Annotated in this window: 22 protein-coding genes and 1 pseudogene; 12 read left to right on the top strand and 11 right to left on the bottom strand. The window is 30.3% G+C overall.

The features are described from left to right. Positions 1 to 57: 57 nt before the first annotated feature. Positions 58 to 822 carry an NAD(P)-binding domain-containing protein gene (locus V7R38_RS00350; protein ID WP_334055577.1) on the top strand — a complete coding sequence of 255 codons (765 nt, stop codon included), beginning with the start codon at positions 58 to 60 and terminating at the stop codon, positions 820 to 822. Here V7R38_RS00350 and gldG read toward each other — a convergent pair. Genes gldG through V7R38_RS00325 form a run of 5 tightly spaced genes read right to left on the bottom strand, consistent with a single transcriptional unit; the run spans position 819 to position 4,870 of the window. Then, on the bottom strand, positions 819 to 2,459 hold the full coding sequence (gene gldG, locus V7R38_RS00345; RefSeq protein WP_334055576.1) for a gliding motility-associated ABC transporter substrate-binding protein GldG: 1,641 nt from the start codon (positions 2,457 to 2,459) through the stop codon (positions 819 to 821). The two genes, V7R38_RS00350 and gldG, sit on opposite strands and share 4 nt — an antisense overlap. After that, the gene (gene gldF / locus V7R38_RS00340) at positions 2,452 to 3,171 is read right to left on the bottom strand and encodes a gliding motility-associated ABC transporter permease subunit GldF (protein WP_334055575.1); all 720 of its coding nucleotides are present in this window, start codon (positions 3,169 to 3,171) and stop codon (positions 2,452 to 2,454) included. The genes gldG and gldF overlap by 8 nt, the downstream gene beginning before the upstream one ends. Next, positions 3,171 to 3,695, bottom strand: a complete 525-nt coding sequence (locus V7R38_RS00335; protein WP_334055574.1) for a GNAT family N-acetyltransferase — start codon at positions 3,693 to 3,695, stop codon at positions 3,171 to 3,173. Before V7R38_RS00335 ends, gldF begins: the two co-directional genes overlap by 1 nt. 15 nt (positions 3,696 to 3,710) lie before the next feature. Continuing rightward, entirely contained in the window at positions 3,711 to 4,007 is a 297-nt protein-coding gene (locus V7R38_RS00330; RefSeq protein ID WP_334055573.1) for a putative quinol monooxygenase, read from the bottom strand. A 2-nt stretch (positions 4,008 to 4,009) separates the two neighbouring features. Then, complete coding sequence (locus V7R38_RS00325; RefSeq protein ID WP_334055572.1) at positions 4,010 to 4,870, bottom strand: SAM hydrolase/SAM-dependent halogenase family protein; 861 nt, start codon at positions 4,868 to 4,870, stop codon at positions 4,010 to 4,012. Between the two features lie 127 nt (positions 4,871 to 4,997). Here V7R38_RS00325 and V7R38_RS00320 point away from each other — a divergent pair, with 127 nt between their 5' ends. From V7R38_RS00320 to V7R38_RS00300, 5 genes are all read left to right on the top strand, one after another. Then, positions 4,998 to 5,951, top strand: a complete 954-nt coding sequence (locus V7R38_RS00320; protein WP_015482350.1) for a PhoH family protein — start codon at positions 4,998 to 5,000, stop codon at positions 5,949 to 5,951. A 141-nt stretch (positions 5,952 to 6,092) separates the two neighbouring features. Continuing rightward, positions 6,093 to 8,696, top strand: a complete 2,604-nt coding sequence (locus V7R38_RS00315; RefSeq protein ID WP_334055571.1) for a T9SS type B sorting domain-containing protein — start codon at positions 6,093 to 6,095, stop codon at positions 8,694 to 8,696. Positions 8,697 to 8,740: 44 nt separating this feature from the next. Next, positions 8,741 to 9,685, top strand: a complete 945-nt coding sequence (locus tag V7R38_RS00310) for a phosphoribosylaminoimidazolesuccinocarboxamide synthase (RefSeq protein ID WP_334055570.1) — start codon at positions 8,741 to 8,743, stop codon at positions 9,683 to 9,685. After that, a complete protein-coding gene (locus V7R38_RS00305) occupies positions 9,685 to 10,167 on the top strand; it encodes a hypothetical protein (RefSeq protein ID WP_334055569.1) in 483 nt (160 codons plus the stop codon). Before V7R38_RS00310 ends, V7R38_RS00305 begins: the two co-directional genes overlap by 1 nt. Next, positions 10,160 to 10,525, top strand: coding sequence for a glyoxalase (locus V7R38_RS00300; protein ID WP_334055568.1), 366 nt, complete (start codon positions 10,160 to 10,162; stop codon positions 10,523 to 10,525). Before V7R38_RS00305 ends, V7R38_RS00300 begins: the two co-directional genes overlap by 8 nt. A gap of 213 nt (positions 10,526 to 10,738) precedes the next feature. Here the strand turns inward: V7R38_RS00300 and V7R38_RS00295 are convergent, their stop codons facing one another. The 3 genes from V7R38_RS00295 to V7R38_RS00285 all read right to left on the bottom strand — a co-directional run bounded on the left by V7R38_RS00295 (position 10,739) and on the right by V7R38_RS00285 (position 13,118). Further along, complete coding sequence (locus V7R38_RS00295) at positions 10,739 to 11,317, bottom strand: fasciclin domain-containing protein (protein ID WP_334055567.1); 579 nt, start codon at positions 11,315 to 11,317, stop codon at positions 10,739 to 10,741. A 135-nt stretch (positions 11,318 to 11,452) separates the two neighbouring features. Beyond that, complete coding sequence (locus tag V7R38_RS00290; RefSeq protein WP_334055566.1) at positions 11,453 to 12,250, bottom strand: TerC family protein; 798 nt, start codon at positions 12,248 to 12,250, stop codon at positions 11,453 to 11,455. Between the two features lie 88 nt (positions 12,251 to 12,338). Beyond that, a complete protein-coding gene (locus tag V7R38_RS00285) occupies positions 12,339 to 13,118 on the bottom strand; it encodes a sulfite exporter TauE/SafE family protein (protein ID WP_334055565.1) in 780 nt (259 codons plus the stop codon). A 210-nt stretch (positions 13,119 to 13,328) separates the two neighbouring features. Between V7R38_RS00285 and acs the strand changes: the two are divergent. From acs to V7R38_RS00270, 3 genes and pseudogenes are all read left to right on the top strand, one after another. Then, positions 13,329 to 15,245 (top strand): annotated as a pseudogene (gene acs, locus V7R38_RS00280) (acetate--CoA ligase); the annotation flags it as partial. Between the two features lie 381 nt (positions 15,246 to 15,626). Beyond that, positions 15,627 to 17,393 (top strand): ABC transporter ATP-binding protein, encoded by a 1,767-nt coding sequence (locus V7R38_RS00275; RefSeq protein WP_334055564.1) that lies wholly within the window; start codon positions 15,627 to 15,629, stop codon positions 17,391 to 17,393. Positions 17,394 to 17,456: 63 nt separating this feature from the next. Beyond that, the gene (locus V7R38_RS00270; RefSeq protein ID WP_334055563.1) at positions 17,457 to 18,233 is read left to right on the top strand and encodes a hypothetical protein; all 777 of its coding nucleotides are present in this window, start codon (positions 17,457 to 17,459) and stop codon (positions 18,231 to 18,233) included. Between the two features lie 2 nt (positions 18,234 to 18,235). On the opposite strand, the gene V7R38_RS00265 is transcribed toward V7R38_RS00270, so the two are convergent. Genes V7R38_RS00265 through V7R38_RS00255 form a run of 3 tightly spaced genes read right to left on the bottom strand, consistent with a single transcriptional unit; the run spans position 18,236 to position 21,089 of the window. Next, positions 18,236 to 18,790, bottom strand: a complete 555-nt coding sequence (locus V7R38_RS00265) for an NUDIX hydrolase (protein WP_334055562.1) — start codon at positions 18,788 to 18,790, stop codon at positions 18,236 to 18,238. After that, positions 18,791 to 19,948 carry an aminotransferase class V-fold PLP-dependent enzyme gene (locus tag V7R38_RS00260; RefSeq protein ID WP_334055561.1) on the bottom strand — a complete coding sequence of 386 codons (1,158 nt, stop codon included), beginning with the start codon at positions 19,946 to 19,948 and terminating at the stop codon, positions 18,791 to 18,793. Between the two features lie 52 nt (positions 19,949 to 20,000). After that, complete coding sequence (locus V7R38_RS00255) at positions 20,001 to 21,089, bottom strand: M42 family metallopeptidase (RefSeq protein ID WP_041384042.1); 1,089 nt, start codon at positions 21,087 to 21,089, stop codon at positions 20,001 to 20,003. Between the two features lie 129 nt (positions 21,090 to 21,218). Here V7R38_RS00255 and V7R38_RS00250 point away from each other — a divergent pair, with 129 nt between their 5' ends. From V7R38_RS00250 to V7R38_RS00240, 3 genes are all read left to right on the top strand, one after another. After that, positions 21,219 to 21,632, top strand: coding sequence for a hypothetical protein (locus tag V7R38_RS00250; protein WP_334055560.1), 414 nt, complete (start codon positions 21,219 to 21,221; stop codon positions 21,630 to 21,632). Positions 21,633 to 21,646: 14 nt separating this feature from the next. Then, positions 21,647 to 22,537 carry an ABC transporter ATP-binding protein gene (locus V7R38_RS00245; protein WP_334055559.1) on the top strand — a complete coding sequence of 297 codons (891 nt, stop codon included), beginning with the start codon at positions 21,647 to 21,649 and terminating at the stop codon, positions 22,535 to 22,537. A 95-nt stretch (positions 22,538 to 22,632) separates the two neighbouring features. Next, positions 22,633 to 26,283 carry an ABC transporter permease/M1 family aminopeptidase gene (locus tag V7R38_RS00240; protein ID WP_334055558.1) on the top strand — a complete coding sequence of 1,217 codons (3,651 nt, stop codon included), beginning with the start codon at positions 22,633 to 22,635 and terminating at the stop codon, positions 26,281 to 26,283. Positions 26,284 to 26,311 lie beyond the last annotated feature (28 nt).

Raw genomic sequence — 26,311 nt, 5'->3', positions numbered from 1 at the left:
AATGTTAACAAAACCTTAAAAGAGCATTGTATCTTTGTAGTATATAGTTTAAAAGCGATGAAGAATATTAGTATTTTAGGTTGTGGTTGGTTAGGTAAGCCTTTGGCAGTTTCATTTATAGAGGATGGCTATTTTGTAAAAGGCTCTACAACATCCGAAGAGAGAATAGAAGAATTAGAAGATTTAAATATTGAAACTCATTTGGTAGATATTTCAGAAAATGAAGAGTTTGATAGTTTTTTAGATGCTGATATTTTAATTGTAGCCATAACTTCGAAAGATATTGATGGTTTTGAAAATCTTATTTCACAAATAACAAACTCATCCATTCAAAAAGTTATTTTTATTAGTTCTACTTCTGTTTATGGACGTGTAAATAAGGTTATGACAGAAGAGGATGAGGTTCTAAAGAGCAACCCATTAGTAGAAATAGAAAATTTATTTTTGCAGAACGATTTTTTTGAAACTACTATAATTCGTTTTGCTGGTTTGTTTGGTGGTGATAGGCATCCTGCAAATTGGTTTAAAGGAGGTAGAAAAATTCCTCAGCCAAAAGGCTATGTGAATATGATTCATAGAGAGGATTGTATCGAAATTATTCATGAAATTATAGCACAAAATGCATGGAATACAATTTTTAATGCATGCGCAGACCATCATCCTATAAGAAGAGAATTCTATACTTTAGCAAAATTGAGCAAAGGTTTTGATGTACCAGAATTTGAAAATAATGAACAATTTGAATGGAAAATAATTTCTTCTAAAAAAGTGCAAGAAGTTTTAAATTATGAATTTATTCATAATGATTTGCTAGCCATTTAAGTATATTTTCTTTTTCTTAAATAGTGAAAAGACAATCCAAAAACTCCAAGTATAATTAAAGGTAAAATTACATTTAAGAATTGCCAAAAAGTTCTTTCTTTATAGGCTTTTTGCTTGTCAAGTGTATTTATTTTTAGCGTTTTATTTCTGAGGTTAATTAAACCAGAATCGTCTAATAAATAATCTACGGTATTTATTAAAAAATCTTTGTTTCCAAATTCTTGGTTCGTCCATTTATCTCTAGATAAATCTGTAGGTTTACCTTTTAAAATTTGATTTCTTGCAACATCACCATCAGCAATTACAATCATTTTATTGTTGCTTGCCTTCTCTTTAAACAAACTTGAGTTGTAAGGTTTTATTCTGTTTTTGTATGCTGAGTTAAAATCGCCTTCTAATAAAACTGCAAAAAGCTGATTACCTGCTGTATAGTCTTCTTCAATAGGTTCTTCTGCAATAGATTGCAATTCAATAATTGTAGGTGTACCCACTTTTCTTGTAAGTGGAGAACTTACTAAAAGCGGTGTTTTTTTTAAGTTGTTCTTTAAAGTGTCTATTTGGTTGGCAAATTGCAAACGAACATTGCCCACATTTTTAGTTATTGGATGATAAGGATTGCCTGAAACTAAAGGATGATAAAACCAATCTAAATTTTGAAATTGTGTTTGATTGCCAACAGTACCAGTTGCAAGCGCAATTTGAGCTGCATACAAATCTTTAATTATGGTTGCGTTTATTCTTACGCCATAAGAAAACAATAAGTCTGTTAAATTTAAATCTCTTGGGTAAGCCAACATTTTTCCAGTAGCTAATAAACTATCTTGGTCTGCTTGCACATTATCTAACATCCAAAGAGTTTTACCTCCATTTGTAATGTATTGATCTAGCGTAAATTTTTCTTGTTCTGTAAATTTCTCTGTCGGTTTTGTAATTATAGCTAAATCTACCGAAGTTAAATCTTTTAAAGTTTGCTGAGGATTTGAAGCTACTGAGTCTAAAGGAAACTTGGTTAATCTGTATTTTTTTGAAACCTCGCTTAAAAAACTATACTGATAAATGTCTTGCAATTCGCCATTTCCTGTAAGAAGAACTACATTTTTTTGATTTTTTTCTAGAATTCCATTTATGGCAGATAAAAAACTATATTCTAAATTTTCAATAGCTTTTTGTAATTGCTCTTCTTGACTGGCAACAATTGCAGTAGGCAATAGAGAAACTATTTTAAATTTATCATTATTACTTATTTCTGCCCAAGGAAAAATGATAGCCTCAGATAGTTTACCATCTTCTTCTACAGTGAGTTGATTTGGCATCATTCCTTTTTTGATAAGAGCTTCTCTCTGATCATCAGGATTTTCAAAATTGATTTTAATGTTGTTGTTTTCTGCAGCTAACTCTTCTAAAAATTGCCTAGTTTCTATTTGCAGTCTTTTAAATTCTGATGGAAAATCACCTTCAAGATACACAGTGATAAAAAGAGGTTTATTTATTTCTGATAAGATAGATTTTGTAGTCTCAGAAAGCGTATAACGTTTGTCTGCAGTTAAATCAAATCTTTTATAAATGCTTTGATTGATAAAGTTTAAAAATAGTAAAGCAACAAAAAGACCTATAATGTAGAGTGATTTTTTACTCATTGTCTAAACGTGTTTTAGTAATGAATAAAAAGAAAAACGTGACACTTAAAAAATAAATAACATCTCTAGTGTCTATAACTCCTCTAGAAATACTTTTGAAATGTTCGTTGATGCCTAATTGTTGAATTGTAAAACCATTGCTGCCAAAAGAATTTGCAATAGCATCAAAACCATAAAAAAGAATAAAGGTTATGAAAACACTTAGAATAAAGGCTACAATTTGATTTTTTGACAAGGTAGAGGTAAACAAACCAACTGCTGTATATGTTGAAGCTAAGAATAGTAAACCCAAATAAGAGCCTATGGTACTCCCAAAATCCATATTACCAACAGGATTTCCTAATTCGTAAACTGTAAAAATATAAGTAAATGTTGGTACAATTGCGATGATTACTAAAAGGAGTGAAGCAAAAAATTTACCCAAAACAATTTTCCAATCAGAAATAGGATTTGTTTTTAATAATTCTATAGTTCCTGTATTGTATTCATCCGCAAAACTTTTCATAGTAATTGCAGGAATAAGAAATAAAAATACCCAAGGAGCTAGGTAAAAAAACGGAGTTACATCTGCAAAACCAGCATTTAGTATGTTAAAATCATCATTAAAAACAAATAAGAATAAACCATTTATAAGCAAGAAAACTCCAATTACTAAATACGCAATTGGGCTTGCAAAAAATGAGGTAAATTCTTTTTTTAATATTGGGTACATTAATTGATTTCTAATTTATAAATTCGATTAAAATCATAGGTATTACATTTTCTATCTGCTTGAAATTTAAAGTTAAATTTCTTTAACAACGCAATTGATGCTAAATTATTTTTATGAGTATAGGCTTCTATTACTTTTAAATTCAACGATGTTTTTGAAAATGCGATGACACCTTCTAAAACCTCTGTCATTATTCCTTTTTGTTGATATTCAGGCTTTAGTTTATAACCGATTTCTGCATAATGCATAGCTACATCAATTTTATGTAAAACTACACTGCCTATTACTTTATTTTTAAATTCAATAAGCCAAAAAATACGTTTTTCTTCTTTAAAAAGGTTTTTACAATCAAGAATAAATTCTTCAGCTTCTGTTAATGTTTTAGTCTTTTTTGTGCCTACAAATTTATTAATTTCTTGGCTAGAACGTAATTCAAAAACAGAATTTATATCTTCTAAGGTTGCTTCTCTAAGCGTTATTCTATTTGTTTGTAAAATTGGAATTTCCTGAAAATTGTAAGTCATTTATTTTCAGTTTTATTAAGGTAAACTAACGTTTTTGTTTACACTCCAAGCTTCTGGTTTATCGTTAAAATAACCTTTTGTTTGTGTCCAAGTTTCTTTAAAGAAATCAGAGTTTCTGTAATTCTCTAAATCGCTTTCTTTATTCCAATAAGAGTAGGTAAAAAAGATTTCTGGGTTATTTTTATCTTGATATAATTCTAATAGTTTACAACCAGGTGAATTTCTTATTTTAGATTTTTTCTCATCGAACATCGCCTTAAAATCAGCAATAAATTTAGAGTGTAAACTCATTTTTACAATTCGTACAAACATAATTAGTTTAATGGTGTAAATTCTGGTTTAGATTCATTGAAAAATTCAATAATTATTGGATCTCTGTAGGCCAAACCTAATAAAGTACAAGCACCACCAACTGTATTTAAATTACTCTTGTAAATAGCTATTTCTAAAAAGCCTGCAGAGTTAAATATAGTCAATTTTGTGCCATCAAATTGGCTGGGGTTATTGGTGTTTTTAGCAGCAACCTCATTATACCTGCTAAATATTTTATCGAAAGAATATCTAGAAGCATTTATTTTAAAAGCTCTTCCTTTACCAACGTCGTTAAACATTTTTTTGCTGATATTTGTAATTACGTTTCCATAATTATCAATATATAAAACACCACCAATAATTTGTGTCTGATTTTGGTTTACTTTCGGCTGAATTTCGATTAACTTCTTATATTCTTTAATTTCTCTTCCTATTACTGTTAAGTTTCCACCTCTAGCAATAAAACAAGCTACTTTTACAAATACGTCTAATACTGGAAAACTACTTTCAATACGATCGTGAATGTTAATTTCTACAATTTTAGTTGGTTGAATTTCTGAGGCTATCATAGAAATAATGCCATTATCTGGACAAACAAAGTAATGATTATCTAATTCAATGGCAATGTGTTTATTCTCTGCACTTAGTTCAGAATCTACACCAACAATGTGTATTGTGCCTTCAGGAAAACTCTTGTAAGAATTTTTTAAAATATAGGCAGTTTCTGTAATATTAAAAGGAGAAATTTCGTGAGTAATGTCTACAATTCTAGCTTCAGCTAATTCTGTATAAATAGCTCCTTTAACAGCACCTACAAAGTGGTCTTTAGTTCCAAAATCTGTTGTTAATGTTATAAAAGACATTAATTATAGGTGTTAATTAAATGTGTAAAAGTTGTTAATTACTTAACGCAAATCTAATGAATTTAGTACTTTTAATTACTACATTTAGTTTAATAATTCTTACTAACACACTAATAAATATAATCATTTGAACGAACGCATTATAGAGTTATCAGAAATAGATCCTAAAGAATTTTTTGGTACACAAAATAGCACTGTAGAACAATTAAAAAGGTATTTTCCAAAGATTAAGATTGTGGCTAGAGGTGCAAAGTTAAAAATATATGGAGAATCAGAAATTTTAGATGAATTTGAAATTCGATTTGAACGATTAGTCAAATATTTCAACAGGTATAATAAGTTAGATGAAAATAGTATTGAACGCATTTTAACATCTACAGGTAATGAAGAAAAAACAGCTGCAGCTAAAAATAGTAAAGATGTTTTGGTGCATGGTGTTAATGGTAAATTGATTAAAGCACAAACCCAAAATCAGCGTAAAATGGTTTCGTTGATGGAAAAGAATGATATGCTTTTTGCTGTAGGCCCTGCAGGTACAGGTAAAACATATACAGCAGTTGCATTGGCAGTGAAAGCTTTAAAAGAAAAAGAAGTTCGAAGAATTATACTTACAAGACCAGCTGTAGAGTCTGGAGAAAATTTAGGTTTTTTACCTGGAGATTTAAAAGAAAAACTAGATCCGTACATGCAACCTTTGTATGATGGGTTAAGAGATATGATTCCTCATGAAAAACTAGAATCTTACATAGAAAAAGGAATTATTCAAATAGCGCCTTTGGCTTTTATGAGAGGTAGAACTTTAGATAATGCATTTGTAATCTTAGATGAAGCTCAAAATACAACTCATAGTCAAATGAAAATGTTTTTAACTAGAATGGGTAAAAGTGCTAAATTCATTATTACTGGAGATCCAGGTCAAATAGACTTGCCTAGAAAACAAGTTTCTGGTTTAAAAGAATCTTTATTGGCGTTAAAAGATATAGAAGGCATTGCGCATGTTTATTTAGATGATAAAGATGTTGTAAGGCATAGGCTTGTAAAACGTATCATAAAGGCTTACAAGAGTATCGAAACTGAATAGCCTTAGCTATTTAAACTTATTTATTTTATTTCGTAAGGAAGTTTTAAAGTAATAGACTATCAAATATGATAGTTGTATTTTTATGGTATAATTTTTGATTCAACTCAGATATAGTTTATTTTTACTATTAGGTTATTTCATATGAGGTTATTAGTACTCTTTTTACTTTTATTTTCTTCGTTTGCTTTTGCACAATGTCCACCTGCAGGTCAAGATCATTTTTTATCTTCTCAAGAAAAAATAGATGCTTTTGTAGATCAATATAGTGGTTGTGAAAGAATTGAAGGTAATGTAGATATTGTAGCTGGTTTAGTTGGTTTTGCAGATGTAGGAGAAAACCCAACACCTATAAATGATATTACCGGTCTTTATTTTTTAAAAGTAATTAATGGAGATTTTACAATTTCTCTAGACATTGCAGAGTTAGATGGTTTTAATAATCTAACTGATGTAAATGGTCACTTCGAAATTACAAGCTCAAATACATTAACAAAGATAAGTGGTTTTAATAATCTTGTGAACGCTAAAAGTGTAACCATTGCTCTAAACCCAATTTTAACAGATGTAGGTGGTTTTAGAAAGTTAAAACGTGTTTTCGAGAGTTTAGAAATTGGGAATAGCCCAGGTATACAAACTATTACTGGTTTTGAAAATCTACAAATTATTGGAGACGAATTAAATATTAGTAAAAACCCTGTACTTACAAGTATGCCCTCTTTTAATCAGGTAGAAAGTATTGGAGATGATTTAAACATTACGCTTAACCCAATTTTAGAAGAGGCTATTGGTTTTGAAAAACTTGAAACTATTGGTAACGATTTAAATATAGAGAATGTTAAAATTATTAAGGGGTTCAGTAAGCTAAGAACTATTGAGCGTTTTTTTGATATTAGAGGAGAAGGTGTAGAGGAAGTGCCAAGCTTTCCCTTACTTGAAACTGTTGGTGCTGCATTCAGGATAGAAAATACCAGTGTTAGAAGTATGCAGGGTTATAATTCTTTAAAAAGAGTTGGAGAAAAATACTTTTTAGAAGATTGGTTTATTGTAAGTAATAATAAACTGTTAAGCAGTGTTGTTGGTTTTGGTCAGTTAGAAAAAGTAGAAGGTAATGTTGAGGTTCAAAAAAATCCTTTATTAAGCGATTGTTCTTGGCTTTGTAATATTATTAATAATGGAGAAATTACAGGCTCATTAATCATTCAAGAAAATATTGGAGATTGCATCTCAGCTATTGCAGTAATTCTAATTTGTGATGATGATTTTGATGACGATACTATTGCAAATGTAGTAGATTTAGATGATGATAATGACGGAATTTTAGATACTCTAGAAGGAAATGCAACTAGAGATACAGATAAAGATGGGTATCCAGATTCAATGGATTTAGATAGTGACAATGATGGTTGTTTTGATGTGTTAGAATCTGGTTTTGAAGACCCTAATAATGATGGCGTTTTAGGAGATTTACCAGATGATGTAGATTTTAATGGCTTAATTATTAACGAAACTACAGGTTATACAGATCCTGCAGATAGAAATAATAATCGATTGTATGATTTTCAAGAATTAAATATTCCTAATCCTGGTAAAAATAATATTATACAATTGTGCAAAAACTCTAATGATATTGATCTTTTTGATGTGCTTTTGGGCTCACCAGATCGTGGAGGAACATGGTCACCAGCCTTAAAATCGGGTACAGGTGTTTTTAATGTTTTAGAAGATAAAGAAGGCATTTACACTTACACACATTCAGATCCTATTTGTGGCGATTTAAGTGCAGAAGTTAAGGTTGAATTTTCATCGGAATTAAGTCCAGGTATAAATACAGAGGTTGTTATTTGCGATGATTTGGTAGAAATAGATTTATTTAGAGCTATAGAAGGTGAACCTTCTCCAAATGGTTTTTGGTCTCCAGAACTAGCAAGTGGTACCAATATTTATAATAAAAACTTAGATTTTGAATCAAGTTATAACTACGTGATTGTAGATAGAGAATGTGGAACTTTACAAGCCACAGTATCTCTAGTAAAATCAGAAGAACCTAACACTGGTTCAAATGGAGAATTACAAATTTGTGAATTTGCAGACTCAGTAAATTTATTCGATTATTTAAATGGTGAACCAGATGAAGATGGTATTTGGAGTCCTGCACTACCAAATGGAGTTTTTAATCCAAGTCAGAATCCTTCAGGAATATATTCTTATACGATAGATAATGGTGTTTGTGGTAGAGCAACATCAACTGTAAACGTAGAAGTAGTTAGAAATTCACAATTAAATAATGTAAGAATTGAGGTGAACGATTTTTCGTCTACGAACAATTCTATAGAAGTATTTGTGTTTTCTAAAAGAGCTTATGAATATTCGTTAGATGGTTTAAACTATCAATTAGATCCTTTTTTCAATAATGTAGATGGTGGTTTGCAAACTGTATATGTTAGAGGTATTGATGGTTGTGAGTTTTATAGTGAAGAGGTTTTTGTAAAAACCTATCCGCCCTTTTTTACACCAAATAATGATGGCCAAAACGATTTTTGGCGATTGAAAGATTTTCCAGACATTGGTTATACAATTTATATTTATTCAAGGTTTGGTAGGCTCATAAAAAGTGTAAGCAGTACAACAGGCTTTTGGGATGGTAAAGAAAATGGTAAAGAAATACAATCGTCAGATTATTGGTTTAAAGTAGTAACTGAAACTGGTGAAGTATTGCATGGTAATTTTTCTTTATTAAGAAAATGATATCCTAAAAATTAAACTTATTTTTGTAGAAATATCAACACTCTATGAACACAATTAACGAAACTAACTTCGAGTTTCCAGGTCAAAAATCAATATATAAAGGTAAAGTAAGAGAAGTTTATAACATAAATGATGACCTTTTGTTTATGATTGCTACTGACAGACTTTCTGCTTTTGATGTTATTTTACCACGTCAAATTCCATTTAAAGGTCAAATTTTAAATCAGATTGCCACCAAAATGATGAATGAGACCTCAGACATAGTGCCTAATTGGTTAATTGCAAATCCAGATGAGAATGTTGCAGTGGGTCATTTATGCGAGCCTTTTAAGGTAGAAATGGTAATTAGAGGATATTTATCTGGGCATGCAGCTCGTGAATATAAGTTGGGCAAGCGCTTGTTGTGTGGAGTAGAGATGCCAGAGAGCTTAAAGGAGAATGATAAATTTCCAACTCCTATTATTACACCATCAACCAAAGCAGATAATGGTGAGCATGATGAAGATATTTCAAGAGAAGATATTTTAGCAAACGGAATTGTATCTGAAGAAGACTACTTAATCTTAGAGGACTATACTAGAAAATTATTTCAAAGAGGATCTGAAATTGCTGCGAAAAGAGGGTTAATTTTGGTAGATACTAAATATGAATTTGGTAAAACAAAAGAAGGTAAGATTGTTTTAATTGATGAAATTCATACTCCAGATTCATCTCGATATTTTTACGCAGAAGGTTATCAAGAAAGACAAGATAACAATGAAGCTCAGAAACAACTTTCTAAAGAGTTTGTGCGTCAATGGTTAATAGAAAACGGTTTTCAGGGCAAAGAAGGGCAAACTATTCCAGAAATGTCTGATGAGAAGATTGTAGAAATTTCTAACAGGTACATAGAGTTATATGAACAAATTACTGGAGAGCAATTTGTAAAAGCACAAACTGAAAATGTTTTAAATAGAATAGAGAAAAATGTTTTAGATTTTCTTTCTTAATGAAGGCAAGTACTATAAAACAACTTAAAGACGAATTATCTCATAAAACTGCACAAGAGCTAAAAGAATTATGCCTACAATTGGCAAGGTTTAAGGTAGAGAATAAAGAATTACTTACCTATCTTTTATTTGAAGCACATGATGAAGATCAATACATTACAAACTGTAAAATCTTTATTGATGTACAATTTGATGAAATAGACACTAAGAATGCCTATTATGTGCGCAAGAAGATTCGTAAAATTTTAACTTCAACTAAAAAGCTTATTCGATTTTCTAAGAAAAAAGATACAGAAGCAGAAATTCTCCTTCACTTCTGTAAGAAGTTAAAGAATTACAATCCTTATTTTAAAAGAAGTAATCGATTACAAAACATTTTTCAAACGCAATTACGAATGGCTAGTAATGCTATTTTAAAACTTCATGAAGATTTGCAGTTTGATTATCAACAAGAACTAGATAATTTATTAGACAATGGCTAAAGAAAGACCTGAATTACCTGGTTTAATAAAACCAAATATTACACCTATAGAAGAGTTTCAGAATTCAGTTATTAGGCCAATTATTAAGATGCAGCATGAATTAATCATAGCATTTTTTAAGCAGAACTTGGTAAAAAGAAAAGTTGATTTTTCTTCGATAAAAGTAGAAAAGAAAAAAAGCACTATAAAAAATGCTTTGCAGAAAGATATTAGTTTTAAGAAATTACTTCTTGGTAGTATTCTAGGTCATTTTTCTTTGGATGAGTATACAGTTTATTTGGGCAATTCTTCTGAATACAATAGAAGAATAATTAATATTATAACCAAGAGACTACAAGATAGTATACCTGAACTATAAAATAAAAACCGCTACTAAAAGTAGCGGTTTCAATCAATCAACCAAAAAACTTCCTTTATCAATATTTCGTATGAGATACGAATTAATACGAGAAGTAATTTTTATATGTTTTACCAAAACAATACACTACAAAGATAACTATATTTTGTTCAATAAAATGTTAAAATAAATAAACAATATATTAAATTTAGTAATGACTGTTATAAGTAAAACTTATTTAGGCATTACTACTGAGTCAATTGCATGGATAACTCCATTAGATGCGTCAACATCTGTCATAACTACTGTAGAAGTACCTCCTTTTTCGTCTGTTAAAATAACTTTACCATCATTTAAAGATGCAGTAACCATTCCTCCTTGAACTGTTTTAATCATGAATTTACCATTGTTGTTGTTAATTGCATCAATAACATCTTTTGCAACGAATTTTCCTGCAATAACATGGTAAGTTAAAATAGAAGTTAACATTTCTTTGTTCTCTGGCTTTAACAATGTAGCCACTGTTCCTTCTGGTAATTTGTCAAAAGCTCCATTAACTGGTGCAAATACTGTAAATGGTCCATCACTGTTTAAAGTGCCAACTAAATCAGCAGCTTTTACTGCAGCTACTAAAGTTGTAAAATTGTCATTTGATGCAGCAATAGTTACAATAGTTTCTTTTTGCTCAACAACTTCTTTTTTAGTTTCTACCTCAACTTCAGCTACCTTTGCTTCTTCCTTTTTGGTAGATACACAAGAGAAAGATAATAATGTTACTAATACAAGTGATGTAAGTTTAAACGCTAGTTTCATAATATGTTTTTTAGATTTATTACAAAGGTATAGCATTGAAGAATTAAATATGTTTAATAAAATGTTAAATAAATTAAACAAAAAAAAGTTAATCACAAAAAAAAGCATTTCTATTGAAATGCTTTTTACTCTTTTTTATTTTTTAGATTCTAGTAGAAGTTTCTTTTGATATCTACCTTGTACAATATCTACAATAACCAAAATTGCAATAACAAAATAGAATGTAGTTTTACTCATAGGTACAATTTCATTTTCGAATAATTTTATATGAGCCAAGTGACCACCTTCTGTTACTAACATAATACCGACTATAAATAGAATAAATAAACCTAATACTTCGTACATTCTGTTTTTAGCTAAGAAAGTAGATACTCTATCTGCTAAAAATAACATTAACAAGCCACTTGCAACAATAGCAATAGCCATTATAATAAATGCGGTTGTAGGATTTTGAATTTCACTAGTTAAACCGATAGCTGCTAGAATAGAATCGAAAGAAAAAACTAAGTTCATTATTACAATACTTACAATAGCACCATTTGCAGTTTTTTTAGATTTTTGATCTACCATTTCTGAATTTTCCAAATCACTTGTACCAATCATGTGCCAAATTTCTTTAATAGCAGTATAAATAATAAAGCCACCACCAATAAGAACAATGATGCTGTGACCATTAAATGCAAATTCGGCAACATCTTCAATACCTCCTGTTAAAAAAGAGAAGGGGTCTTGAAAATAATCAATAATAGAAACTAATAAAAATAGTAAACCTATTCGTAAAGCTATAGCAACAAGAATACCTACTTTACGTACACGTTTTTGTTCGGCTATTGGTGCTTTTTTAGATTCTAGAGAAATGTAAAGTAAATTGTCAAACCCTAGCACAGCCTGTAGCATCACTAGCATTAGTAAAGTAAAGATATTTTCTAACATATTTATTTTTTTAGTTGATGTTTCAAATATATTTCTTCAACAGGTATAAAACAATCGTTATCCAAATTAATTTGCGCTCAAATTAAATTTAAAATAGAAAATCGTAAAGAATTTTAATACCTACAAAGGCTATAAGAATTGCTGTTGCCTTTTTAAGTTGAATAGGTGTAAAGAAATTATTGCTAATTCTGTTTCCAATTTGGCCACCAATAAATACGGTTACCAAAAGAATAGAAGTTAAGCTCCAGTTTATTTGAAAATCAGGATTTGTACTTTGGCCGAAAAAACCTGCTGTAGAATTTACAAGAATAAACATGCTTGCAGTGGCTGCAATTTTTTTTGGAGTATCCCAATTTGTTAAATGTAGAATGGGTGCAAGGAATATTCCTCCACCAATTCCAACCATTCCAGATATAAAACCTATAATACTTCCAGTAGCAGCATTTTGACCTAATTTATTTTCTTGATTTGCATTTGAGTTCGAAACTATTTTTTTTGAAAGCCACATTGTGACTGAGGCAAATACTAGTGTAGAGCCAAGAAGAATAAAAAATAAGTTTTCGCTAATTTTTAGATATCCGCCTAAATATGCAAAGGGGATACTAAGTAGTACTAATGGGGTTATTTTTTTATAGTTTAATTGCTTATTTCTATGAAAAATGATTACGTTGCCAAGTACTACAACAATATTACAAAGTAGGGCAGTTGCCCTAATTTGAGTAAAGGTAAGACTAGTTAAAGCCAAGATTGCTAAGTAACTAGAGCCACCACCAAAACCCACTGAAGAATATAATAAAGCCACCACAAAAAATAGCAGAATTATAAACCAATGACTATTGATTAACTCCAAAATTAAATCTAAGTTCATGTTCAACAAATATATTATTCTCATTCTTATAAGATCATAAATGCAAATAAAAAAATGCTATTTAGAGATAATTTGTGGTTGTAGGTAGAATTTTTTTTTATAAAAATTAATGACTTATTACTTTACGGTTTTAACTTATCATTTAAATATTAATCGTTACAACTTAAAAAAGAAAATTAATTTCTATTTTTAGAAAAGTTTAAAACCTTTAACAGTATTATGAGTAATTATCACATCAAAAATTTTCCAGAATATTATCACGTCTATAGAAATTCGGTAAGAGAACCTGAAACATTTTGGGAAGAAATTGCAGAAGAACATTTTGTTTGGAAAAAGAAATGGGACAATGTATTAAGTTGGGACTTTTCAAAGCCAGAGATTAAATGGTTTGAAGGTGCCAAACTAAACATAACAGAAAACTGTATAGATAGGCACTTGGCAACAAGAGGAGATAAAACCGCTATTTTATTTGAGCCTAATAATCCAGATGAAGAAGCTGAGCACATTACTTACAAACAGCTTTCAGAAAGAGTAAATCAGTTTGCGAATGTTTTAAAAGAAAATGGTATTCAAAAAGGAGATCGTGTTTGTATTTATGTACCTATGATTCCAGAATTAGCAATAGCTACATTAGCGTGTGCTAGAATTGGAGCTATACATTCTGTAGTTTTTGCAGGTTTTTCTGCAACAGCATTATCAACAAGAATAAACGATGCAGACTGTAAAATGGTGATTACTTCTGATGGTTCATTTCGAGGTTCTAAAACAATCGATTTAAAAGGAATTGTAGATGAAGCTTTAGAAACTTGGTCTTCTGTAGAAACTGTTTTGGTTGCTAAAAGAATCAACTCAGACATAAATATGAAAGAAGGTAGAGACAAATGGTTACAACCATTATTAGACAAAGCATCTACGGTTTGCGAAGCAGAAGTGATGGATGCAGAAGATCCTCTATTTATTCTATACACTTCAGGTTCTACAGGAATGCCAAAAGGTATGGTTCATACTACAGCAGGTTATATGATTTACACAGCATATACGTTTAAAAATGCGTTTCAATATCGAGAAAATGATGTGTATTGGTGTACTGCAGATATTGGTTGGATTACTGGGCATTCTTATATTGTGTATGGTCCTTTAGCAAACGGAGCTACAACTTTAATGTTTGAAGGTGTACCAAGTTATCCAGATTTTGGACGATTTTGGGATATTGTACAAAAACATAAAGTCAATCAGTTTTATACTGCACCAACAGCCATTAGAGCATTGGCAAAACATGGAACAGAATTGGTAGATCAATACGATTTATCATCATTAAAAGTTCTGGGTTCTGTAGGAGAGCCAATAAACGAAGAAGCTTGGCATTGGTATAATGATACTATTGGTAAAAAGAACAGTCCAATTATAGATACTTGGTGGCAAACCGAAACTGGTGGAATGATGATTACTCCAATTCCGTTTGTAACACCTACAAAACCAACCTATGCAACATTGCCATTTATTGGTATTCAACCTTGTTTGATGGATGAAAATGGAAACGAATTAAAAGGCAATCAAGTAGAAGGTAGGTTATGTATAAAATATCCTTGGCCAAGTATGGCAAGAACCATTTGGGGCAATCATCAGCGCTATAAAGAAACCTATTTCTCTGCTTATGAGAATAAATATTTTACAGGAGATGGTGCTTTACGTGATGAAGTTGGTTATTACAGAATTACGGGTAGAGTAGATGATGTAATTATAGTTTCTGGTCATAATTTAGGAACTGCACCAATAGAAGATGCTATAAACGAGCATCCTGCAGTTGCAGAATCAGCAATTGTTGGTTTTCCACATGATATAAAAGGTAGTGCTTTATATGGTTACATAACCCTTAAAGATTTGGGTGAAAGTAGAGATCATAACAATTTAAGAAAAGAAATAAATCAGTTAATTTCTGATAAAATAGGGCCAATTGCTAAGCTCGATAAAATTCAATTTTCAGAAGGTTTACCAAAAACACGTTCAGGAAAAATCATGAGACGAATTTTGCGTAAAATAGCCTCGAACGAAATGGATAATTTAGGAGATACAAGTACACTGTTAAATCCTGAAGTTGTGCAAAGTATTATAGACCATAGATTGTAACGAATGTTAAACTGAACTTGATTCAGTTTCTCAACCAATTTAAAATTTATCAATATTTAGAATGGTGTGTTTTTGCGAAAAGCAAAAACTGCGCTATTCACTGTATCTTTTTATTTATGCAGAACTTGTATCAGTATCTGGTTTTTTATAAGATTAAAGCTGTCTAAAAAAAGTTTAGAACCAATTTATACATAAAAAAGATGTCGTTTCTATCGCTCACGCAAGCTAGTTTGCCAACGAAATAAATCATTAAAAATAAGACCTGTTCAGTTTCTAAAACCTGACAGGTCTTTTGTTAACTTTGCATATCTGTCAGCAAACATTTTATGGCATGTAAATTGACAATAATTGGTCAATTCCTAACACAAACAAACTTACTTTATGCAGCATTTAAAAGAACCAATTACAAAAGATAAAAAGGGTAAAGTTTCTATTGGTAAAGCATTTAAAACTATTATTTGGCCTAGAAGAAATTTAGTTTTTGTTGGTTTAATTTTAATTGTAATTCGAAGTTTGGCTGGCTTAATTTTGCCTTGGCAAAGTAAGGTTTTGTTAGATGAAGTTGTGCCTAACAATAATTTCGATCAGCTTAAAATATTAATTATTGTAGTTTTATGTGCAATTTTAGTTCAAGCTGTAACTTCATTTTTACTTACCAGAATTTTAAGTGTACAAGCTCAATATTTAATATCAGAATTAAGAGCACAAGTGCAAAAGAAAGTTTTATCCTTACCAATAAGTTTTTTTGACAACACAAAATCTGGTGCTTTAGTTTCTAGAATTATGAGTGATGTTGAAGGCGTTCGAAATTTAATTGGTACAGGTTTAGTGCAATTGGTGGGTGGTACAATTACTGCAATTGTTTCTTTGGTTATTTTAATCAATCTAAATCCTTGGATGACACTATTCGTGTTTTTACCAATTTCAATTTTTGGATTCGTAGCATTAAAAGCATTCAAATTCATTCGTCCTATTTTTAGAACAAGAGGTAAAATAAATGCTGAGGTAAAAGGTAGGTTAACAGAAACTTTAGCAGGAGTTAGAGTAATTAAAGCCTTTAATGCAGAAGAACAAGAAAATATAGTTTTTGAGAAAGGTGTAGATAAACTGTATCAAAACGTAAAAAAGAGTTTAACTGCAACTGCTTTAATGACAAGCTCATCTACCTTCTTAATTGGGGTAGCAACTACAGGAATTATGGGAATTGGAGGTTATTATATGATGCAAGGAGAAATGACTACAGGAGAATTTTTATTCTTTACCTTAATTCTTGGTTTTATGATTGCGCCTATAGTTCAAATGAGTAACATTGGTAGTCAATTAACAGAGGCTTTAGCAGGTTTAGATAGAACAGAAGAGCTTATGAACAAAGCTGCAGAAGAAGATAATGAAGAAAGAAATATTGAATTAGAAAACGTAAAGGGAGAAATTAATTTTACGGATGTTTCCTTTTCTTATGAGGAGGGTAAAGAAGTATTGCATGATATTAATTTTAAAGTTCCTGCAGGTTCTGTAACAGCATTAGTAGGTAGTTCTGGTTCTGGTAAATCCACAATTGCTGGTTTGTCTGCCACATTTTTAAATCCGAAATCTGGTTTAATAACTATAGATAATCAAGACATGTCTAAAGTTAAATTGGCTAGTTATCGTAAAAATTTAGGGGTTGTTTTACAAGACGAATTTTTGTTTGAAGGCACTATTAGAGAAAACATTCTTTTTCCTAGACCTAATGCCTCTGAAGAAGAATTACAAAATGCTGTAAAAGCAGCTTATGTAAATGAATTTACAGATAGATTTGATAAAGGTTTAGATACCTTAATTGGTGAAAGAGGTGTTAAATTATCTGGTGGTCAAAGACAAAGATTGGCTATTGCTAGAGCTATTTTGGCAAATCCTAGAATATTAATATTAGATGAAGCTACCTCTAGTTTAGATACAGAAAGTGAGGCTCTAATTCAGAAAAGTTTATCAGAATTAATCAAAGACAGAACTACAATAGTTATCGCTCATAGATTAAGTACTATTAAAAAAGCAGATCAAATTTTAGTAATAGAATCAGGTAAAATTGCAGAAAGAGGTACTCATGAAGAATTGATTCAAGCAAAAGGCAGGTATTTTGATTTGTATACCTATCAATCAAAAATTTAGGATTAATTTGTAATCTATTGCTAAATTATCGACTTAAAAATAAAATATTCAAAAAACCAAATCATGAAAAAAATAGCATTTGTATTCATTTTAGGTTTAGTAGTAGTTTCTTGTAAAAAGGTAATTAAAAAAGAAACTAAAACTAATGCGAAAACAGAAATTGTGGAAAAAGTAAATACTGATATTCCTGAAGAATTAAACAAGGTTTTTAAAACACATGGTGGCTTAACTGTTTGGAACAGTATTCAGATATTATCTTTTAATAAAGGCGAAGAAGCTCATACTGCAGACTTAAAGACTCGAAAAACAGTTATAAATTCACCTAAATATTCATTAGGCTTTGATGGTACTGAAGTTTGGCTAGATGAAGAAAATAAAGGGGATTATAGGGGTAATCCAGAGTTTTACTATAATTTATATTTTTACTTTTATGCAATGCCTTTTGTGTTGGCAGATGATGGCATTAATTACGAAAAAGCAGAAGCTATTACTTTTGAAGGTGTAAATTATCCAGGGTATAAAATTTCGTACGAAGCAAACGTTGGTACCTCTCCAGATGATAATTATATCATTTATTACAATCCAGAAAATCATCAAATGGAATGGCTGGCATACACTGTTACATTCAATTCAAAAGCGCCAAGTGAAAAATACAATTTGATTAGATATAACAAGTGGGAAAATGTAAACGGATTGATATTACCAAAAGAAATTACTTGGTATAAAAAAGATGATAATGGAATGCCAACTGAACCTGCAAGACCTGCAACCGAATTTACTTTGCCTTTAGCTAGTAAAGCTAAATTAGCAGATTCGTTTTTTGAGAAACCTAAAAAGTAACTTTATTTCGGTTTGTTATCAAGATTTTCTTTAATTTGATCATAAACAAAAACATAGTAATCATGAAACCTTGAAAGCAAAACGTTTTCGAGGTTTTTGGTTGATTTTAATACGGATAAATCAAAGAGTTTAATGGCATCAACTTCTTCTTCTTGAATTTTTAATTCGGAAATCGGTTTTTGTAATTCAGCTATAAATACATGATGATGTTCATTATCTATAATACCATTTGCATGCGAAACTTGATGAATTCTGGTGCCTATTTTAATTAGATCTTTTTCATCTATAGCTAAACCAATTTCTTCAAAAATTTCTCTTTTAGCAGAAGATAAAATTGTTTCACCTGCAGTTATATGTCCTGCCACAGAAATATCCCACAAACCAGGAAATACCTTTTTAGTTAATGCGCGTTTTTGAAGCAGTATTTTTTTATCCTTGGTAAACAACCAAATATGAACTGTTGCATGAAACCAGCCATTTTTATGTGCTTCGGACTTCAAAGCAGTTTTACCAGTCGGTTTTCCATCAGCCGTTAAAATATCTATAAGTTCATCCATTTATAAACAAGCTAAAATACAGTTGGTTAGTTTTGTAAAATCTTCTTTTGTATTGTATAAATGACAAGAAAGACGGATATAGTTTCCACGAAAAGAAATAAAAATATTTTCTGCCTTCAGTTTTGCTTTTAGTTCGTCTAAATTTAATTGTTTTGGTAATTCAACACCAAATAAATGATGACTTCTGTAATCTTCATCTTCAATAGTACAGCCCATTTTTTTTAGAGAGATAACAGCATCTTTTGTGATTTCTTTACAGTAATCTTGTATAGCTTTTGGTGTCCAGTCTAACACTTGTTGCAAACCAGCTGTTTGCATTTTTACGTGAATAAAGCTAGCATGTTCGCCAACAGAATATCTGTTAGCCAAAGGTTTGTATTTGCTTTCATAATTGGTTAATCCACTCATTTTATCGCTATTTAAACGATTAGACCAATTTTCTTCAAGTGGTTCTCCATCATCAAAATAAGAACCATAATACCCCAAAGCACATCCATAAGGTCCAAACAACCATTTGTAACCTGCACAAATCAATGCATCTGGCTGAATTTCTTTTACAGAAAAAGGCAAAGCACCTATAGATTGACTTCCATCAATAACTAATAACGCATCAACTAAAGATGTTTTTTTTCTAATAGCTTTTAAGTCAAATAAAGTTCCATTAGCCCAATGAATATTACCTATAGAAACCAAAGCAGTTTTGTCTGAGATTGAGTTTAGAATAGCATCATTCCAATTTTTACCTCGATTTTCTGCATTTTCAGGCATAGAAACTAGGGTTAGTTTTGCCTCAAATTTTTGCACTAACTTTTCCCAAACATAATAGTTACTAGGAAACTGACTCTCTACTAATAATATTTCATCACCTTTATTCAGTTGAACGTTATTGGCTACTGTAGACAAGCCATAAGATGCTGATGGTATGTTTGCAATTCTATTATAATCTTCAACTTCAATTAATTTTGCGAATAATTTTTTGAGAGTTATAACAGGATCAAAGTAGCTGTTAGTGGTAATTTTATAAGGATGACTTTTTTCTAAAACTCCAGTAATTCCTGCTTCTTCTATAGCTTTAAAAGAAGGTGATTGACTTGCAATATTTAAGTAAGTAATATTTTCAGGTAAACTAAAAAGGTGTTTTTGATTTGATAAGCTCATAGCTAAAAATAAAAAAAGCGAAGCTTGCACTTCGCTTTGTAATTATAATTTATTAATCGAAATAAGAGAAAGTATCTCCATCTTTAATTTGTAGTAATGCTTCATAGATCATTTTAATCACATTTTCTACATCACTTCTATGTACCATTTCAACTGTGGTATGCATATATCTTAAAGGTAAAGATATTAATGCAGAAGCAACACCACCATTACTATAAGCAAAAGCATCTGTATCTGTACCTGTTGCTCTAGAAAGTGCAGATCTCTGAAAAGGAATATCTTTAGCTTCTGCTGCATCAATAATTAAATCTCTTAATTTTTGTTGTACTGCTGGTGCATAAGCTACAACAGGACCTTTACCAATTTCTAAATGACCAGCTTTTTTCATTTCGATCATTGGTGTAGTTGTATCGTGAGTAACATCTGTAACTATGGCAACATTAGGTTTAATGGTTTGTGTAATCATTTCTGCACCTCGCAAACCAATTTCTTCTTGCACAGAGTTGGTAATATATAAACCAAAAGGCAACTCAATGTTATTTTCTTTTAATAACCTACCTACTTCAGCAATCATAAAACCACCCATTCTATTATCTAAAGCTCTACAAACAAATTTATCACCATTTAATACGTGAAATTCATCTGGATACGTAATTACACAACCTACATGAATGCCTAAGGCTAAAACTTCTTCTTTATTTGCACAACCTACATCTATTGTAATGTTATCTGGTTTTGGTGCTTGCTCATTCGATTTATCTCTGGTATGAATTGCTGGCCAACCAAACACACCTTTTACAATACCATTTTTAGTGTGAATATTTACAATTTTACTTGGTGCAATTTGATGATCTGAACCTCCATTTCTAATTACATAAATTAAACCATTATCTGTAATGTAATTTACATACCAAGAAATTTCATCTGCATGCCCTTCTATAACCACTTTATATTTTGCATCTGGATTTATAACACCCACTGCAGAACCGTAAGTATCTGTAATAAATTCATCTACATAGGGTTTTAAGTAATTCATCCAAATTTTTTGACCTTCCCATTCATAACCAGTTGGAGATGCATTATTTAAATATTCTTCTAAAAACGCTAGCGATTCTTTATTTAATATTGATTTATCTGACATAATATATATTCTGTTTTTTGTAAAAATAAAACGTTTTTTTAAACTTTTCTTACATTTTAATCTTAAATATTGTAACATTATACCTAATAATTGCTCTAATAACAGAATCTAAAATCAAACTGTAAAAACATGAAATTTTTAAAAACCACTTTAGTGCTTGCTCTATTATTTTTAACAACAAATTGTTCAACCAAAGTTGAGGGTTCATCAGAATTTCATCCTGTTTTTAAAATAGCCAAAAGCGGATTTAAAAAAGAGCTTAAAAAAGAGATTGATTTTGAGGATTTGTCAATTGGAACTTATTACACTAAAAAGAATAATATTACAGAAGAAAGAGGTTTGAATTTAACCTTTAAAAATGCTAATCCAGAAGTGTATAACACTAATGAAGCAAATAAAAAAGCAGATTTTATAGCAACACAAGTAAATAAGTATTTACTGAATTTAGATAATTATGATTATGTAAATATTATCTTCGAAAATGAGAATGAAGAAGGTAATGTGAAAAAATCTTCTAGAATTACAATTAAAAGAGAATTATAACCAACCAACATAGCATGAAACTTAGCATACAAAACTTAACAAAAACGTACAAAAACGGAGTAAAAGCAATTGATAATTTAAGTATCGAAATTGGTACAGGAATGTTTGGTCTTTTAGGGCCAAATGGTGCAGGTAAATCTTCCTTAATGAGAACAATTGCTACATTGCAAAGCCCAGATTCTGGGAGTATTATGTTTGGTGATATTAATGTGTTAGAAGATAACATGGCTTTGAGAAAAGTGTTAGGTTATTTACCACAATCTTTTGGTGTATATCCAAAAATGTCTGCAGAAGATTTGTTAGATTATTTTGCGACGTTAAAAGGGGTTGCTAAAAAATCGGATAGAGAAAAATTAGTAAAAGAAGTATTAGAAATTACTAATTTATACGATGTAAGACACAAACATGTTGCAGGTTATTCAGGTGGTATGAAACAACGTTTTGGAATTGCACAGCTGCTATTGAATAATCCTAAATTAATAATTGTAGATGAGCCAACTGCAGGTTTAGATCCAGCAGAAAGACATCGTTTTTTAAATGTTTTAAGAGAGGTTGGTACCAATTGTACAGTTATATTTTCAACTCATATTGTAGAGGATGTAAAAGAATTATGTAATGAAATGGCTATTTTAAATGGTGGTAAAATTTTAAAGCATACTACTCCTCAACAAGCAACAAATGAATTACAAGGTAAAATTTGGACAAAAGTTATTGAGAGAGATGATTTAGAAAGCAATGAAAAATTGTATTCGATTTTATCTTCTAATTACAATCAAGATAATACCTTAAATATAAGAGTGCATTCAGCAGAGAAACCATCAGAAGATTTTGTGGCTTCAAATCCGCAATTAGATGATGTTTATTTTATTGCATTACAACAAGATGAACCAGTTTTAAAAGTATAAGTAGATGATTATATTTTTGAATTTCTAGAATGTTAGAAATTTAAAAATCAAACATGCTATAAATCTAACAATCCAAACAATTTAAACATCAAAAAATGTTTTCTACAATATATAAACAAGAATTAAAATACTGGTTTGGTAGGCCAGCTTTCTATATTTACTTAGCTATATTTATATTTTTAGCTTTCTTTTTCTCAGCTACTTCTGCTGGAATTTGGGATTTTCTAACAGTAACTACTGGTTCTTCTCGAATTGTAAATTCACCTATAGGCGTAAATGGTTTATTTAATGGTTTAACCACATTTATATTCTTTTTATTTCCATCTATAATTGGCGTTTCTGTCTATAGAGATTATAAAAGTGAAATGCATACCATATTGTATTCTTACCCTTTTACCAAAGCAAATTATTTATTTGCTAAGTTTTTAAGTGGTATAACAGTAGTTTCAATTATTGTTTTAGGTATTGGTTTAGGTATGATTATTGGTTTTAGGTTTCCAGGCACAAATCCAGATATTGTTGGGCCTTTTAACTTCTTAACGTATGTAAAAACCTATTTACTTTTTATTTTACCAAATGTTGTTTTCTTTGGTGCTATTGTTTTTGCAATTGTAACTTTTACAAGAAATATTGCAGCTGGTTTTATAACAGTTATAATTTTAATGTTTGCGCAGGCTGTAGTTGTTAGTAATTTAGTAGAAGCAGATTATAAAATGCTAGCAGCTATTTTAGATCCTTTTGGCTCTGCATCCATTACTTACTACACAGAATATTGGACCATGTCTGAGCAAAATAGCATGCAAATTCCAGTAGAATCTATGATTATTTACAATCGTGTTTTATGGTTGGTAATTTCAGCATTAGTTTTTGGTCTGGTCTATAAGTTCTTTTCTTTTAGTCAAAACGCATTTTCATTATCCTTTAAAAAAGTAAAAGGAGAACGTATTATAAAAAGAAATTACAGTGGAATTACAAAAATTAACTTGCCAAAAGTCACTCATGATTATTCTTTTACTCAAAACTTAAAAGCTACTTGGAAACTTTCTAATATCGATTTTAAGTACATTATTAAAAGTTGGCCTTTTATATCAATAGTTTTAGTTGGTGTTCTTTTAATTGTAGTAGGTCTTTTTACAGTTGGTAATATTTTTGGAACCCAAACCTTACCTGTTACTTGGCAAATGTTAAATGGTGGAGGTGTCTTTGTGTTATCGATAAATATCTGTACGTTTTTATATGCAGGTTTATTGGTGCAAAGAGCGCAAATTGCAAGAGTAAATCATTTGGTGGATGCAACCACAATTCCTAATTGGTCTTTATTATTTTCTAAGTTAATTGCTTTGTTAAAAATGCAATTGGTATTGGTAACTGTAGTTTTAGTATCAGGAATCATTTTTCAAATTTACAAAGGGTATTACAATTTCGAAATTGGGCATTATATTTATGAACTTTATGTTTTAGATTTTATAAATTATGTTGTTTGGGCCTTGTTAGCCTTATTTATTCAAACGCTAATTAGAAATCCATATTTAGGCCTTTTTGCTTTGTTAATCATAGCAATAGGAATGCCATTATTATCTTTTATTGGTGTAGATGAAGCAATATTTAAATATAATGAAGGGCCAGGTTTTAGTTATTCAGATATGAATGGTTATGGCTTTTCTTTAGGACCTTACTTATGGTATAAAACGTATTGGATTCTTGGAGGTATTACTTTAATTATTGTAGCCCTTACGTTTTGGGTTCGTGGAATTCCTTTTTCTTTTGCAGAAAGATTATCAATTGCTAAAAACCGATTTACAGGTAAAATTGCAACTACTTTTATCGTTTTTTTGGTAGCTTTCTTAGGTTTAGGTTTTACCATTTTTAAAGAAAATAATATTGATAATGAAAGGATATCATCTAAAGAAATCGAAAAACGGAGAGTTGAATGGGAAAAGAAATATAAAAAATACGAAAACTACAAACAACCAAGAATAATAGCTGTAAAAACAGATGTAGATATATTTCCAAAAGAAAGAGTCTTTAATGCTTCTGCAGTATTAAAAATGGTAAACAAAACAGACAAGGCTATAGATAGTGTGTTTTTAAATCATAATTCATTAAAAAGTACTTTCGAGTTTACAAAACCAAATCAATTGGTTTTAGAAGACACCATTCATAATTTTGATATTTATAAGTTTGATACTCCAATACTTCCTGGAGACACGTTGGCACTAAAAGTTACTGTAGAAAGTGATAAGAATACCATGTTTAGAAAAAACTCTCCTATTAATGAAAACGGAACTTTTATTAATAATGGTATGTTTCCTTCTTTAGGATATTCTTCTGCAGGAGAATTAACAGACAATCAAACTCGTAAAAAGTACGATTTACCTAGAAATGATTTACGTCCTTATCCTTCAGATTCGACAGCTTTAGGTAATACATATATTTCTAAAGATTCAGATTGGATTGATTTTGAAGCAACGGTTTCTACCTCAGAAGATCAAATTGCAATTGCTCCTGGTTATTTGCAAAAAGAATGGACAGAAGATGGCCGAAGATATTTCCATTACAAGATGGATAGTAAAATACTTAATTTTTATGCCTTTAACTCTGCTAGATACGAAGTGAAAAAAGAAATGTATAAAGGCATTAGCCTTGAGATATATTATCATAAAGGGCATGAATTTAATTTAGATAGAATGATGAAAGGTATGAAAGCGTCATTAGATTATAATTCAGAAAACTTTAGTCCTTATCAACACAAACAAGTAAGAATTATCGAGTTTCCAAAAACGTCAGGAACCTTTGCACAATCTTTTCCAAACACAATTCCATTTTCAGAAAGCATTGGTTTTATTGCAGATGTAGATGATGAAAGTGATGATGGTGTAGATTATCCTTATGCAGTAACAGTACATGAAGTTGCACATCAATGGTGGGCTCATCAAGTAATAGGTGCAGATGTTTTAGGTGCAACCATGTTGTCTGAAAGTATGTCTGAGTACGTTGCATTAAAAGTGCTTGAACAAGAATTGGGTAAATCTAAAATGAGAACCTTTTTAAAAGAAGCTTTAGATGGTTATTTACAGCAAAGAACCTTTGAGAGTAAACGTGAAAAGCCTTTAATGTATAATGATGGTCAAGGTTATATACGTTATCAAAAAGGGTCATTAGTTTTTTATGCTTTAAGTGATTATATAGGTGATGAAAATTTAAATTGTGCTTTAAAAAGATACGTGGAGAAAGTAAAATTTCAAGAACCACCTTACACAACATCAGTAGAAATGGTAAATTATATAAGAGAAGTTACCCCAGATTCTTTACAATATATCATTAAAGACATGTTCGAAACCATTACACTATATAAAAATAGAATTGTAGAGGTAGAAACAACAGCGCTTGATAATGGTAAATTTCAGTTAGATATAGAGTTTGAAGTTGCCAAGTATAGAAATGATGAAAAAGGTAAAAAATACTTTGGAGAAAAAGAGGGTGATACTTTAGTTTATAAAAATCCTAAGACAGATAAGGATGTACTTTCCACCAAATTAAATGATTATATAGATATAGGTGTTTTCGCTGAAGAAGAAATTGTTGGTGTTAAAAAAGAAAAGGAAATCTATCTAAAAAAGCATAAGATTACAGCAATAAATAATAAAATTACCATAATTGTAGATGAAAAACCCACAGAGGTAGGTGTAGATCCTTACAATAAGTTAATAGACACAAAGTCAGATGATAATCGAAAGAAAGTTTAAATAGCAATAATAAAAAATCTCTAAATTA

The organism is Polaribacter sp. P097 (assembly GCF_036864555.1).
GTDB lineage: Bacteria > Bacteroidota > Bacteroidia > Flavobacteriales > Flavobacteriaceae > Polaribacter.
This window is presented reverse-complemented; position numbering and strand designations above follow the sequence as displayed.

Excerpts from the sequence above, each read along its gene's own strand:
- V7R38_RS00350 (WP_334055577.1), top strand. The coding sequence starts at position 58 with ATGAAGAATATTAGTATTTTAGGTTGTGGTTGGTTAGGTAAGCCTTTG.
- gldG (WP_334055576.1), bottom strand. The coding sequence starts at position 2,459 with ATGAGTAAAAAATCACTCTACATTATAGGTCTTTTTGTTGCTTTACTA.
- gldF (WP_334055575.1), bottom strand. The coding sequence starts at position 3,171 with ATGTACCCAATATTAAAAAAAGAATTTACCTCATTTTTTGCAAGCCCA.
- V7R38_RS00335 (WP_334055574.1), bottom strand. The coding sequence starts at position 3,695 with ATGACTTACAATTTTCAGGAAATTCCAATTTTACAAACAAATAGAATA.
- V7R38_RS00330 (WP_334055573.1), bottom strand. The coding sequence starts at position 4,007 with ATGTTTGTACGAATTGTAAAAATGAGTTTACACTCTAAATTTATTGCT.
- V7R38_RS00325 (WP_334055572.1), bottom strand. The coding sequence starts at position 4,870 with ATGTCTTTTATAACATTAACAACAGATTTTGGAACTAAAGACCACTTT.
- V7R38_RS00315 (WP_334055571.1), top strand. The coding sequence starts at position 6,093 with ATGAGGTTATTAGTACTCTTTTTACTTTTATTTTCTTCGTTTGCTTTT.
- V7R38_RS00310 (WP_334055570.1), top strand. The coding sequence starts at position 8,741 with ATGAACACAATTAACGAAACTAACTTCGAGTTTCCAGGTCAAAAATCA.
- V7R38_RS00305 (WP_334055569.1), top strand. The coding sequence starts at position 9,685 with ATGAAGGCAAGTACTATAAAACAACTTAAAGACGAATTATCTCATAAA.
- V7R38_RS00300 (WP_334055568.1), top strand. The coding sequence starts at position 10,160 with ATGGCTAAAGAAAGACCTGAATTACCTGGTTTAATAAAACCAAATATT.
- V7R38_RS00295 (WP_334055567.1), bottom strand. The coding sequence starts at position 11,317 with ATGAAACTAGCGTTTAAACTTACATCACTTGTATTAGTAACATTATTA.
- V7R38_RS00290 (WP_334055566.1), bottom strand. The coding sequence starts at position 12,250 with ATGTTAGAAAATATCTTTACTTTACTAATGCTAGTGATGCTACAGGCT.
- V7R38_RS00285 (WP_334055565.1), bottom strand. The coding sequence starts at position 13,118 with ATGAACTTAGATTTAATTTTGGAGTTAATCAATAGTCATTGGTTTATA.
- V7R38_RS00275 (WP_334055564.1), top strand. The coding sequence starts at position 15,627 with ATGCAGCATTTAAAAGAACCAATTACAAAAGATAAAAAGGGTAAAGTT.
- V7R38_RS00270 (WP_334055563.1), top strand. The coding sequence starts at position 17,457 with ATGAAAAAAATAGCATTTGTATTCATTTTAGGTTTAGTAGTAGTTTCT.
- V7R38_RS00265 (WP_334055562.1), bottom strand. The coding sequence starts at position 18,790 with ATGGATGAACTTATAGATATTTTAACGGCTGATGGAAAACCGACTGGT.
- V7R38_RS00260 (WP_334055561.1), bottom strand. The coding sequence starts at position 19,948 with ATGAGCTTATCAAATCAAAAACACCTTTTTAGTTTACCTGAAAATATT.
- V7R38_RS00255 (WP_041384042.1), bottom strand. The coding sequence starts at position 21,089 with ATGTCAGATAAATCAATATTAAATAAAGAATCGCTAGCGTTTTTAGAA.
- V7R38_RS00250 (WP_334055560.1), top strand. The coding sequence starts at position 21,219 with ATGAAATTTTTAAAAACCACTTTAGTGCTTGCTCTATTATTTTTAACA.
- V7R38_RS00245 (WP_334055559.1), top strand. The coding sequence starts at position 21,647 with ATGAAACTTAGCATACAAAACTTAACAAAAACGTACAAAAACGGAGTA.
- V7R38_RS00240 (WP_334055558.1), top strand. The coding sequence starts at position 22,633 with ATGTTTTCTACAATATATAAACAAGAATTAAAATACTGGTTTGGTAGG.